10 protein-coding genes and 1 pseudogene are annotated in these 13,220 nt (G+C 49.5%); 8 read left to right on the forward strand and 3 right to left on the reverse strand.

From position 1 onward, the window contains the following. The first annotated feature begins 10 nt into the window (after positions 1 to 10). The 3 genes from AC3RPL_RS08680 to AC3RPL_RS08690 all read left to right on the forward strand — a co-directional run bounded on the left by AC3RPL_RS08680 (position 11) and on the right by AC3RPL_RS08690 (position 2,695). Complete coding sequence (locus AC3RPL_RS08680; RefSeq protein ID WP_490739673.1) at positions 11 to 337, forward strand: YdbL family probable chaperone protein; 327 nt, start codon at positions 11 to 13, stop codon at positions 335 to 337. 272 nt (positions 338 to 609) lie between these two features. Beyond that, positions 610 to 2,226, forward strand: coding sequence for a peptide ABC transporter substrate-binding protein (locus tag AC3RPL_RS08685; protein WP_490739674.1), 1,617 nt, complete (start codon positions 610 to 612; stop codon positions 2,224 to 2,226). A gap of 142 nt (positions 2,227 to 2,368) precedes the next feature. Then, positions 2,369 to 2,695 carry a hypothetical protein gene (locus AC3RPL_RS08690; RefSeq protein ID WP_420842939.1) on the forward strand — a complete coding sequence of 109 codons (327 nt, stop codon included), beginning with the start codon at positions 2,369 to 2,371 and terminating at the stop codon, positions 2,693 to 2,695. 161 nt (positions 2,696 to 2,856) lie between these two features. Here AC3RPL_RS08690 and AC3RPL_RS08695 read toward each other — a convergent pair. Then, positions 2,857 to 4,239: pseudogene (locus AC3RPL_RS08695) on the reverse strand (PTS transporter subunit EIIC); the annotation flags it as partial. Between the two features lie 321 nt (positions 4,240 to 4,560). Between AC3RPL_RS08695 and zntB the strand changes: the two are divergent. The 5 genes from zntB (at position 4,561) to dbpA (ending at position 10,013) form a co-directional block, all read left to right on the forward strand. Further along, entirely contained in the window at positions 4,561 to 5,544 is a 984-nt protein-coding gene (zntB, locus tag AC3RPL_RS08700) for a zinc transporter ZntB (RefSeq protein ID WP_490739675.1), read from the forward strand. A gap of 278 nt (positions 5,545 to 5,822) precedes the next feature. Then, positions 5,823 to 6,014: a proline-rich small protein YnaL gene (gene ynaL / locus AC3RPL_RS08705; RefSeq protein ID WP_490740658.1), complete on the forward strand. Its 192-nt coding sequence runs from the start codon at positions 5,823 to 5,825 to the stop codon at positions 6,012 to 6,014. 88 nt (positions 6,015 to 6,102) lie between these two features. Further along, positions 6,103 to 6,999 carry a tRNA 2-thiocytidine(32) synthetase TtcA gene (gene ttcA / locus AC3RPL_RS08710; protein ID WP_490740659.1) on the forward strand — a complete coding sequence of 299 codons (897 nt, stop codon included), beginning with the start codon at positions 6,103 to 6,105 and terminating at the stop codon, positions 6,997 to 6,999. An 875-nt stretch (positions 7,000 to 7,874) separates the two neighbouring features. Then, complete coding sequence (locus AC3RPL_RS08715) at positions 7,875 to 8,219, forward strand: hypothetical protein (protein ID WP_490739676.1); 345 nt, start codon at positions 7,875 to 7,877, stop codon at positions 8,217 to 8,219. Positions 8,220 to 8,633: 414 nt separating this feature from the next. After that, a complete protein-coding gene (dbpA, locus tag AC3RPL_RS08720; protein WP_490739677.1) occupies positions 8,634 to 10,013 on the forward strand; it encodes an ATP-dependent RNA helicase DbpA in 1,380 nt (459 codons plus the stop codon). Between the two features lie 129 nt (positions 10,014 to 10,142). Here dbpA and AC3RPL_RS08725 read toward each other — a convergent pair whose 3' ends face one another. Together AC3RPL_RS08725 and AC3RPL_RS08730 are read right to left on the reverse strand one after the other, a co-directional pair. Next, positions 10,143 to 11,609: a pyridoxal phosphate-dependent decarboxylase family protein gene (locus AC3RPL_RS08725; protein WP_490739678.1), complete on the reverse strand. Its 1,467-nt coding sequence runs from the start codon at positions 11,607 to 11,609 to the stop codon at positions 10,143 to 10,145. A gap of 13 nt (positions 11,610 to 11,622) precedes the next feature. Next, positions 11,623 to 13,008 carry a diaminobutyrate--2-oxoglutarate transaminase gene (locus AC3RPL_RS08730; protein ID WP_490739679.1) on the reverse strand — a complete coding sequence of 462 codons (1,386 nt, stop codon included), beginning with the start codon at positions 13,006 to 13,008 and terminating at the stop codon, positions 11,623 to 11,625. Positions 13,009 to 13,220 lie beyond the last annotated feature (212 nt).

Raw genomic sequence — 13,220 nt, forward strand, 5'->3', positions numbered from 1 at the left:
GAGGTGCCGGATGAAGAAACTACAGGTTCTGTTATCGGTTTTGCTGTTGATTTCACCGCCTCTGATGGCTTTGACCCTGGATGAGGCAAGAAAGCAGGGGCGGGCGGGTGAAACATTATCGGGCTATATTGCCCCATTAAAGCAGGACAGCGAGACGTTGGAACTGGTATCAAAAATCAATCAGGGACGTGAGCAGCAGTACCGGGTGCTGGCGGAAAAAAATAATATGAGCACGGTAGAGGTCGCACGAATAGCTGGACAAAAACTGGTCGAACGGGCAGCGCCGGGGGAATATGTGCGTGGACTTAATGGAAAATGGTTGCAAAAGACACCCTGAAATAAAAACAGTCTGTTTCCAGTACGCCAGGCTCCTTTCGCTTTACGGATCATGATTTATCTGGTGTCAGTGTCAGCCAGCCCGGCATCTGACGATTAGTGACGCCTGAGACTGAGGCCATCTCAAGCTTTACCGTTTGTCACCCGCTGTGATTAGAATCAGCAATTGTGATAATTGCCCGTCTGAAATTAAAAATGAATAATAATTTTCAATGATTTGCTTTAAGATTTCGCTCTAAATCCATCCCGCCAATAACAGGTTAAGGACTGCCGATGATCAATTCACGTTTTACGCTGGCTGCGCTGTTTATGGTTGCCACTACCACAGTGTTTGCCGCCGATGTTCCGCCAGGAACCAAACTGGCCGCACGTCAGGAAATTGTTCGCCACATTAAAGATGAACCGGCTTCACTCGATCCGGCCAAAGCTGTGGGTTTACCGGAAATTCCGGTTATTCGCGATCTGTTTGAAGGACTGACCAGTCAGGATGCAGCTGGAAATATCATCCCTGCCGTAGCCACTCAGTGGCAGACAAGCGATAACAAAACCTGGATCTTTACGCTGCGTAAAGATGCTCGCTGGTCAGATGGTGAGCCGGTAACGGCAGAGGATTTTGTGTGGAGCTGGCGTCGCCTGGTGGATCCTAAAGTTGGCTCGACTTTCGCCTGGTTCGCCGGGCTGGCAGGGATTGAAAATGCAACAGCCATTACTAAAGGGGAAATGACCGCAGATAAACTTGGCATCAGCGCACTGGACAACTATCGACTGAAAGTGACGCTGGACAGGCCCGTTCCTTACTTTATCAGCCTGACAGCTAATTTCAGCCTCTATCCAGTGCCACAGAAGGTTATTGAAAAATACGGCAATGACTGGACCCTGCCGGGCAACCTGGTGGGCAACGGTGCCTATAAATTGCAGCAACGCGTGATTAATGAAAAACTGGTTCTGGTGCGTAATGAACACTACTGGGATAACGCACACAGCGTTCTTAATAAGGTCACCTTCGTGCCCATCAGTGAAGAATCCAGCGCGACCAAACGTTACCGCGCAGGGGACATTGATATCACGGAGTCTTTCCCGAAAAACATGTACAGCCTGCTAAAAAAACAGATCCCGGATCAGGTTTACACTCCTGATCAACTGGGCACCTACTATTTTGCCTTTAACACGGTGAAAGGTCCGACGGCAGAAGATGTGCGGGTTCGCCAGGCGCTCTCGTGGAGTATTGACAGAAAAATTATTGCGGAAAAAGTACTGGGAACGGGCGAAAAACCGGCCTGGCATTTTACGCCGGATGCCACAGCGGGTTTCAAAGCTAAACCTGACTTTTTGCAACAGCACAGCCAGGAAGAGCTGAATGTTCAGGCCCGGACGCTACTGGCGGCGGCAGGGTATGGTCCAACGCATCCACTTAATCTGACACTGCTTTATAACAGCTCAGAGAATAACCAGAAAATTGCTATTGCCGTGGCGTCAATGTGGAAGAAGAACCTGGGTGTGACCGTCAGGCTACAGAATCAGGAGTGGAAGACCTACATTGACAGCCGTAACAGCGGTAACTTCGATGTGATTCGCGCCTCATGGATTGCTGATTATAACGAGCCTTCCACCTTCCTCAGTCTGTTAACCTCCAGCCACAGTGGCAACATTTCACGGTTTAAAGACGATAACTATGATGCGTTGCTTGAAAAAGCCAGCAGGGAAACCAGCCCCACCATTCGTAATGATGATTACAATCGTGCTGAGCAAATCATTGCTGATAAGGCACCGGTTGCCCCGCTGTATCAGTTTACCAATGGGCGCCTGATCAAACCGTGGGTTAAAGGTTACCCTGTCACTAATCCGGAAGATGTGGCTTACAGTCGCACGCTGTATATCCTGAGTCATTAATGTTCACGGGGCAGGCGAAGTTGCGTCTGCTTCGTGATGTTTTGTAACTAACAGAAGTTTCAGCCCGCAGCAGATAATGACGCTCTCGCGTCATTTTGTTATTGTTTTGTTATCTTTCGATTTCCAGACCAGGTGCCTTGTGGTGAAATTCTTTGTTTTTAATCTGGTATTTCTGCTGAGTGGTTGTGCACTGAAACAGTATCCAGCTTCGCAACCTGTCAGTTCGGTAGAGGCTACGCAACTGGACTGTAACGGCGTTAAACAAGCAATAATCAGCCAACAACAGGTAGAGGCAGAGATCGACAAAACCGGACAGTTTGACGGTCTGACAGTACTTGGCTTTATCGGCGACTTTGGCATCGGGAACGGGGTGGCGAAAAGCCAGGCCCGTAAACATGCAGACCAGCGAATGGCTCAGCTAAAACAGTTGGAGAATACGCGTTGCACCACCACACAGCGTGGCTCGTAACCTGTAATGAACCAACCTGCAATACAGCTCTGCAAGTGATGCTGACGAGCTGGCTGACAGATATCTGATTGTGGGCCGGATGTATCAAAGCCATCCGGACTGAAGTCGTTTTTCAGCCCGTTTTTATAAAATTCCGTTGCTGACTAAGATGAAGGAGTCTCATCGTTCGTGCTTTCATCGCGAGGCAAACCATATAGCCAGGTTGTAAAGGTGGCGAAAGAAAAAGCCAGCAGCGATCCGCAAAAAGCAGCGATCACCGATGCATCGATTCCGGTGCCTGGAATGGTCTGAAGCAGGGTAAAAATATTAGCCATGCCAAAGGAATAAACATTTGCCTGGTAATAACCCGTAATTGCAGCACCGAGCGCGCCGCCAACACAGCCCAAAATAAATGGACGTCGATTGGGCAGGGTGACGCCGTAGACCGCCGGTTCCGTAATACCAAACCAACAGGCAGCAAAAGCCGATGCGGCGATACCTTTCATTTTCATATCGCAAGTCCGGAGCAGCACACCAAGCGTGGCTCCGGTCTGACCAAGCACGGCCGCCACTAACAGGGGTAACATCGAATCATGGCCGGTAACACTGAGATTATTCAGCATCAGAGGAACCAGACCCCAGTGTAGTCCGAAAATGACAAAGACCTGCCAAAAGCTGCCCAGAAGCAGCCCGGCGACCGGTGGACTGAGGGCATAAATCCAGATATACCCACTGGCCAACTGATGGCTGAGCCAGGTGGCGACCGGTCCAATGACCAGAAAACTGAGCGGTACAACCACGATAAGACAAATTAAAGGGGTGGTAAAATTGCGCACAGCGCTGGGTAGCCTGAGGTTTACTCCTCGTTCGATCAGGCAGGAAACCCAGGCTGCGAGAATGACCGGGATCACTGATGCAGAATAATTGATCAGCACCAGCGGGATACCGAGGAAATCTGCTGACAGCCCGGCCGTTTGTGCCTGTTCAAAGGCTTCCAGCATTATCGGATGGATCAACGCAGCGCCAATGGTCATGCAGACGAAAGGGTTGCCGCCAAACTTTTTTCCGGCGCTGTAGCCCAGAACGACCGGAAGAAACCAGAACAGCGCATCACTGGCAACAAAAAAGATTTTATAGGTGCCGCTGCGTTCCTGTAACAGACCAACAGCCAGTGAGATAGCCAGCAGACCTTTCAGGATACCGGATGCGGCCATTACCCCAATAAATGGGGTGAAAATGCCCGAGACAATATCAATAAAGCGGGCAAATAATCCTGTGCTCTTTGTGGCTTTATCCTCTGGCCCCTGTTCCTTTTCTTCGAAGGCACCTTCACTGATCACTGCCTGATAGACTTCGCTGACGTGATTTCCGATAACAACCTGAAGCTGGCCACCGCTTTCAACAACGGCAAGAATGGCGGGATTCTTCTGCATTCCGGCACCATCAGCTTTCTGATGAGATTTAAGCTTAAACCGCAGTCGGGTAGCACAATGCACCACTGAAGAAATGTTTTCTCTGCCTCCTGCTCCGGCAATGATCTCTCTGGCAAGTTGTTGATATTTCATCCTGTACACTCCTTTGTATTTGCTCAAAATCTGATACCGACCAAAAATCCAATTGACTTGCTCTCATGCGACCAAAGAAAAACAAATGATTCGGGTTTCCTGTCGGGCAAGTAACGCCCCTGATATGTCTGCAAAATAGTTCAGCAACAACAGATAAATAACAAGGCAGCGAGGGGCAGCAAATTCAGTTACGTGAACAGGATCGAATTTTAGTTGCACAATGACACTTTTTTTAACGGATAAGCCGGCTGCGGTTGTTTTGCAAGGCTCGTGGCTCAGGTTAGACTGTATCATGTTGATTAATCAGAGCGCGGAGTTGCCGTGGACGTCATTGAAGGTAAAGCTTTACAGGTATCAGATGCCATAATTTCCTGCCAGCTGGACGGTAAAGGGGGCTTAATTCCCATTGATGATAAGGACGTCATTCATTGTGATAAGCCTTGCTGGTTACATCTGAACTATACCCACCGTGAAAGCGCTGACTGGTTGACATCCACTCCGTTAATCCCTGATGCGGTCAGGGATGCGTTGGCAGGCGACAGTATGCGCCCGCGGGTGAATCGTCTGGGAGATGGCACGATGATCACTTTGCGGAGTGTCAACCTGAACAGCGAATCACGTCCGGACCAACTGGTGGTGATCCGGGTATTTATCAATGACAGACTGATTGTTTCAACCCGTCAGAGAAAAGTTTTTGCTATCGATGAAGTGCTGACCGATCTGCAAAATGGTAACGGGCCCACCAATGGCGGCAGCTGGCTGGTTGATGTCTGCGATGCGCTGACCGATCATACCAGTGAATTCATTGAGCAACTCCATGACAATATTATTGAGCTGGAAGATGCCGTAGTGGACCAACGTGTTCCACCCCGAGGTGAGCTGGCGCTAATCCGCAAGCAACTGATCATCATGCGCCGCTACATGGCTCCTCAGCGTGATGTCTTTTCACGTATTGCCAGCGAAAGACTACCGTGGATGAACGATGACGATCGCCGCAGAATGCAGGATATTGCTGACAGACTGGGGAGGGGGCTTGACGATTTGGATGCCAGCGTAGCCAGAACGGCAGTGCTGGCGGATGAAATCAGCTCGGTAATGGCAGAGGCGATGAACCGTCGCATCTATACCATGTCACTTCTGGCGATGGTCTTTCTGCCCACCACCTTTCTCACCGGACTGTTTGGCGTTAATCTGGGCGGGATTCCCGGCGGTGGCTGGCGCTATGGATTTGGCGCGTTCTGTTTACTGCTGATGTGCTTAGTACTGGGCGTTGCCTGGTGGTTGCGGCGACGTAAATGGTTGTGAGTAATATCTTACCGTGCGATATAAAGGGACCTTTATGCTGATCAGCATCAATAAAATGCCAGCACAGCTGAGGCAAACTCTTTTCCGCAGGTGAATGCAACGTCAAGCGATGGGCGTTGCGCTCCATATTGTCTTACTTCCTTTTTTGAATTACTGCATAGCACATTTGATTCGCACAAGCCGGTTAATACCGGCTTTTTTTTGCCTGTTTGCCAGCCAGAAGAGTCGCACCTATGCTTAAAACTCACCTATGGGAGGAGAAAAGCATGCACTCAGTCATGATAACTGACAAGCCATTGGCATCAGAACCTATACCCGTGGATCCACCGCCCGTTCCCGGGCCAATCCCATCCCCTCAGCCAATGCCCGATCCACCCCCCGTCGACCCGGACCCCATTCTCGATCCCCCCCGTTTCGCTGACTGTTGCAAGCTGGCTTTATGTCAGCCTGGTTTACCCCATCACGATTAGGCTGGTTCCAACCTTATTGGAAAAAACGTATAATTGCGGCAATTCCTCAACAGACAGGCTGCCTGCGCGGTTTTTGAAAGCGAAAATGATGATACAAGAAGACACCAGAAAAGAGACACTTGAGTTTAATAAGCTTCAGAAAAGGCTGCGAAGGAATGTTGGTAATGCCATCACTGATTACAACATGATTGAAGAAGGTGATGTAGTGATGGCCTGCATGAGTGGGGGTAAAGACTCATTTGCTATGCTGGATATCCTGTTAAACCTGCAAAAAGCAGCGCCAGTTAATTTTGAAGTGATCGCGGTGAATCTGGACCAAAAGCAGCCTGGTTTTCCTGAGCACATCTTACCGGAATGGCTTAACACGCTTAACATTCCTTATTATATTGTCGACAAAGATACTTACTCCGTCGTAAAAGAAAAAGTGCCTGAAGGTAAGACGACCTGTGGATTATGTTCACGTTTGCGCAGAGGCACGTTGTACTCCTTTGCGGAGAAAATTGGTGCAACCAAAATTGCGCTAGGTCATCACATGGATGACATCGTTGAAACTCTGTTTCTCAACATGTTTCACGGGGCGAAAATGAAGGCTATGCCCCCGAAACTTCGTTCCGACGATGAACGTAATGTGGTAATCAGACCGCTGGCTTATTGCCGGGAAAAAGATTTGATTCGCTATGCCGAATATAAAAACTTTCCCATTATTCCCTGCAATCTTTGTGGTTCGCAGGAAAATCTGCAACGTCAGACGATAAAAGCCATGCTTACCGGTTGGGATAAAAGTGAACCAGGTCGGGTTGAGAGAGTGTTTAAATCTCTGCAAAACGTTATACCGAGCCAGCTTGCTGATAAAAATCTGTTCGATTTTGCTCAGTTACCACTCGATCGCTCTGGTGAAAGAGAGAAATATGCCTTTACTGAAGCCACCATATCTTCCAGCAATATTAATTCATCACAGTTTATCGATGTGACAAACATCATTTAATTGCAGGCTTTATTTGCTGGCAAGCGGGCTTTTTGCCCGCTTCATCAAGATATAAAATATTACCGCTAAATGCTATGCATCCTGAAATGAACCCTGATTATCATAAATAATTTGATTCAAAGTTTGCACATTCTGATAAACAACATACGTTTTTTCTGTTCTTCTCACCTTGATAATAATATTCGCTGACTGTTCTGCCGTAACGGTAGTTGACCCAGTTATTGTTACTTACTGAAGTGTACCGGATGAGGCATCGGTCCCTGCGTGGAACAGTCAGAAGGTCTGTTCAACGTATGGAGAGCTGGTTTTATATAAAGGAAAGGTCTATCGACAGAACTTTTATTCAGTAAACATGCCGCCCGATGTAAATTCTGCCCCTGGGGCCAACCCTGGATCTACTTATATGATTACAACATTCCGGATTTGACTCCGGATCCAATCCATCCTGTTCCGGATGTGGTTCCTGTCGTGCCGGATGCACCTTTTCCTGTTTGGCAGAGTCAAAAAATTTATTCAACTCATGGCGAGCAGGTTAGCTGGAAGCGTAAAGTTTATCGGCACAATTTCTACTCCGTTAATATGCCACCCGATCTGCATTTCGTCCCCTGGGGAGAGCCATGGATTTATTTATATGATTACTGAATAACGTCGGCCAGACATTGTTCGGGGGATTTATTAATCGCCTGATGATAAAAAACAGGCGTCATACTAGTATTACCCATCCTGCTGATTTCAGATAGCCAACAGGCGGTTTGCAGGATGGGAGGATCTGAAAAATGACTACACTACTATTACCCCCTGGTGTTCATCATGGGTAACGCATATATAGTTGAAAGTTCAATGCACCTACCAAAAAAAATAGCACAAGCAAGGTAATGAATATTCTTTATAAAGAAAAGTCTCTTAAAAAATTAGCCCGTAGGTTTTCAGCATATACAGGCATTGATAACAGATATATATCAATTGATCTTGCTGAATTTCCACGCAAGCGTGTTCTTAACGGCGAAACACCTGTTGAATGGCTTTCATTACTTTATAATGGTCTGTTTGAAGGGGGCCATGCTGATTTCATCTCTTTGTCATATAACATGAGTTCTCATAAGAATTTCATTCCAACAATTTCCAGCCAGCTTTGTTCTGAATTAGAATTACTCCCCCTCAAAACACCGCCGGAAGAGTATCTTTTCATGGGTTGCGCTTCAGCTATTTTTTTCGATTAATTCAGCTGCTAAACATTGTGCCGAACATCAGGAAGACAGAGTCTTTGTTGCCTCTTATGAAGAGGAGGGGGGCGCAAAGAGAAATATGGCATGATTGTCGGACTTGGTGCAGGGTATTATATGGGAGCTGTTCTGTATAAAAGTGTATAACCTGAAATTAAAATGTCGCGTAAAATACTCTTTTCTGAAACTGAAATTCAAGAAGATATACCCGGCACTGTTAAGTTGCGATACCGTTGCAGTCAGGAGTGACATAAATTGTCGATGGGAAGGGTGATAAATAAAACGTATATCTGTTAACCACTGACGATGTTGTCTGCTTCCGCGCTATCACATTGATCCTGTGATAGCGACCTGCAAAGATTATCTGCTAAAATCGCGGGAATCATTTTTGGTTCTATCAGAGAGTAATTTGTGACCGCATTCGCCAACCTGACTTCACTTCCCGCCAGTCAAATCGCCAACCTGCATGAACTGGGTTACCACCTTATGACCCCTGTTCAGGCCGCGTCCTTACCCGCAATACTGGCGGGGGAGGATGTCCGTGCCCAGGCCAAAACCGGCAGTGGCAAAACGGTAGCTTTTGGCCTGGGGGTCATGCAACAAATTGATGCGACAAACTATTCAACACAGGCGCTGGTCATCTGCCCGACCAGGGAGCTGGCTGAGCAGGTTGCGGAATCATTGCGTCGTCTGGCTCGTTTCACTGCCAATATAAAAATTCTTACTCTTTGTGGAGGTCAACCCGCGGCTGCACAGCGTGACTCTCTGTTACACGCTCCGCACATTGTGGTGGGCACGCCAGGACGTATTGTTGATCACCTTAAGCGTTCAACACTGAAACTGACGCAAATGAAAACGCTGGTACTGGACGAAGCCGACCGGATGCTTGAAATGGGCTTTCGCGAGGAAATCGATACGCTGATCGAGCACTGTCCGGTTAACCGCCAGACGCTGCTGTTTTCTGCCACCTGGCCTCATGATATTAAGCAAATCAGTCAACGTATTCAGCGTGATCCTCAGATTGTAGAAATCGATGTGGCACCGGATTTATCAGATATTGAGCAGCTGTTCTACGAAGTCAATGCGACAGAGAAGCTCAGCGCCCTTACGGGCTTGTTAAGTTTAAGACAGCCCTCATCCTGCGTGGTTTTCTGTAATACCAGACGCGAATGTGACGATATTGCGCGTACCCTCGAAAGTCGGCAGATAAGCGCACTTGCGCTGCATGGCGACCTTGAACAGCGTGAACGTGATCAGGTATTGGTTCGTTTTGCCAACGGCAGTTGTCGCGTTCTGGTGGCCACGGATGTCGCTGCCCGTGGACTGGATGTGAAAATGTTGGCGATGGTGGTGAATTATCAACTCTCATTCGATCCAGAAGTGCACCTGCACCGCATCGGCAGAACCGCACGCGCGGGGGAAAAAGGGGTGGCAGTCAGCTTCGTCGCACCTGATGAAATGGTTCGTGCGGTTGCGCTGGAAGATTTTCTGCAACAAAAAGTGGTATGGAATGATACCGGCTCCCTGAAATCCACCAGGCCTCAGTCGCTGTTAGCGGAAATGATAACGTTGATGATTGATGGTGGTAAGAAAGCAAAAATTCGGCCTGGCGATATTCTTGGTGCTCTGACCGGCGAGGCAGGGTTAAACGCCGAATCGATCGGAAAAATTTCTGTTACAGCAGCGCATGCTTTCGTGGCTGTTGATGCCAGCAGCGCCAGTCAGGCAATAAGGCACTTACAGCGGGTTAAAATTAAAGGTAAAAACTGTCGGGCCAGATTATTAAAATAAATATATTCAAAACTGGCCGGTGCATAACCGGGCAGCATTATTTTATGGCAAAAAATTCAAGAGAAGCTGAAACAAAAAAGCCGGTTGAGAACCGGCTTTTTTGTTAACAATGAGGCAGAGATATCACGCTTACGGAAGCTGTGCGGCGGTACTTTCAACCAGTGAAAGCAACACTTTAATGTCGTCCAGGGTAACCGTGGGGTTCAGCAGGGTCAGCTTAAGGCAGGTGATGCCGTTGTGCTCGGTCACGCCAACGTTCGCCTTGCCGGAATCCAACAGCGCATCACCGATTCTCTGATTCAGCATGGCAACGGCAGCCTCGCCGCTGGCGGTCAGCTGTGCCGGAGCATAGCGGAACAATACGCTGGCCAGCTGCGGCTGCATCACCAGTTGCAGGACAGAGTGGGCAGAGACATACTCGGCAACCTGTTGTGCCAGGCTGACACCGTGATCGATAATCTCTGCGTACTGTTTCTGACCCAGCGCCTCCAGTCCCATCCACAGTTTCAGTGCGTCGAAACGGCGGGTGGTTTGCAGCGATTTGGACACCAGATTAGGCACGCCATGCGCTTCATCAAATTCTGAATTCAGATAGGCAGCCTGATAGCGCATCAGCTCATAGTGACGGGCTTCTTTTAACAGAAAAGCACCGCAGCTGATGGTCTGAAAGAACTGCTTATGGAAGTCCAGCGTAATGGAGTCCACCAGCTCGATACCGTCCAGATAGTGGCGGTACTGTTCTGACAGCAACAGTGCGCCGCCCCAGGCGGCGTCAACGTGCAGCCAGATATGGTGTTTTGCAGCCAGTGCCGCAATTTCGCGCAGCGGATCGATAGCGCCCGCGTCGGTGGTCCCGGCGGTCGCAACGATGGCGAGGATCTGTTCGCCACGCGCCTGCGCCTGAGCCACTTTCTCCGCCAGATCGTTGACATCCATGCGGGCACAGCTGTCCGTTTTCACCAGCGTCACTGACTGATAGCCGAGGCCCATCAGCGCCATATTTTTTTGCACTGAGAAGTGGGCATTTTCAGAGCACATCACGCGGATTTTTTTCAGGTCGCCTGGCAATCCATCCTGCTGAACGGAGTGCCCCTGACGGGCAAAGAAGGCATCACGCGCCAGCATCAGGCCCATCAGGTTACTCTGAGTGCCACCGCTGGTGAACACTCCGGCGTCACCCGCCTGGTAACCCACCTGGGTACGCAGCCATTCAATCAGCTTCATTTCAATAATGGTCGCTGACGGGCTTTGATCCCAGGAGTCCATGCTCTGGTTGGTGGCATTAATCAGTACTTCCGCCGCCTGGCTAATCACCAGGCTTGGGCAGTGCAGGTGCGCCACGCATTGCGGATGGTGTACTGAGAGGCTGTCTTTTAAAAAATATTCGACGGCGCGCCCGATGGCGGCCTGGTTGCCCAGGCCCTGCGGGGTGAAATCAAGCCGGATACGCTCACGCAGTTCAGCAACGGATTTGCCCTGATACATCTCAGGTTGTTGCAACCACTGCACCACCGCTTCGCTGGTCTGAGCAATGGCTTGCTGGTAGGCTTCAGTGCTTTGTGCAGAAGCCGCCAGAATCGGGTTAGACCGGGACATCAACTTACTCCACTCAGACGGGCTTAATGCCGGCGGCAATCAGGGCCTGTTCCAGTTTATCCATAAAGATCCCCAGCTCTTCATTGGTGATCAGCAGAGAGGGCAGCAGGCGCAGTACGTTACCGTTGCGGCCGCCACGCTCAAGGATCAGACCGGCTTCAAAGCATTTTTTCTGCAACAACGCAGAAAGTTCCGGATCGCCGGGGTAGCTTCCCAGGTGATCGGCGGCTTCATGAGGTTTGACAATTTCAATGCCGATCATCAGCCCCAGACCACGTACGTGGCCAAGCACCGGGAAGCGTTTCTGCATCTCATTAAGTCTGCCTTTCAGCCATTCGCCCTGCGCAGCCACTTTATCGGCAATATTATTGTCCTTCAGGTACTTCAGAGTGGTCAGGCCGGTAGCCATCGCCAGCTGATTGCCGCGGAAGGTGCCGGTGTGATGACCCGGAGACCAGACGTCGATCTCTTTTTTGATCCCCAGTACAGCCAGTGGCAGGCTGCCACCCACGGCTTTGGACATCACAATAATGTCTGGTTCAATACCGGCGTGTTCAAAGGCGAACTGTTTACCTGTCCGGCAGAAGCCCGCCTGCACCTCATCGAGGATCAGCACGATACCATGCTCGCGGGTGACTTTGCGGATACGTTGCAGCCATTCTGCCGGGGCCGGGTTGGCTCCGCCTTCACCCTGTAGCGCTTCCAGGATCACCGCCGCAGGCTTACGTACACCGCTCTCAACATCGTTGATCAGATTTTCGAAATAGTAAGCCAGGGCTTTCACCCCCGCGTCGCCACCGATACCCAGCGGGCAACGGTACTGATGCGGGTAAGGCATAAACTGCACTTCAGGCATCATGCCATCAACGGCTTCTTTAGGTCCCAGATTACCGGTTACCGCCAGCGCACCGTGGGTCATACCGTGGTAGCCGCCGGAGAAGCTGATGATGCCAGAGCGGCCGGTGTATTTTTTAGCCAGCTTCAGCGCGGCTTCCACCGCATCGGCTCCGGAAGGCCCGGTGAATTGCAGGCAATACTCCTTGCCCTGGCCGGGTAATAAAGAGAGCAGGTACTCAGAGAAGCGGTCTTTCAACGGCGTGGTCAGGTCAAGAGTATGTAACGGCAAGCCGCTGGTAATGACACTCTGGATGCTTTGCAGTACATCAGGATGGTTATGTCCAAGCGCCAGCGTTCCCGCACCGGCCAGGCAATCAAGATATTGATTATTCTCAACGTCGGTGATCCAGACGCCCTGAGCTTTGGCAATTGCTAACGGCAATTTACGTGGATAGCTTCTGACATTCGACTCGAATTCAGCCTGTCTGGCTAAATAGGATTCGTTGTTACCATTTGAGGAAATCGCACCTAAAGTATCAATACGGACTTTATCCGTCATCATATCTCTCCTACAACCGCGGGTTGTCACTAACGCCGCAGTTGAATAAATGAATTAGTAGAACTGCCCATGTAAAAAAGCGCGCCCAATATATGGCTTTTCACTCTGCATCTCAATGATTAATTTTGTTCAGAAAATCTTATATTTTTATGATAGTAATCAATGTGTTGCTGGGTAAATAACCAAAGATCTCGTCTACACTGAAATAGCTGGTT

This window comes from Erwinia papayae (assembly GCF_058241465.1).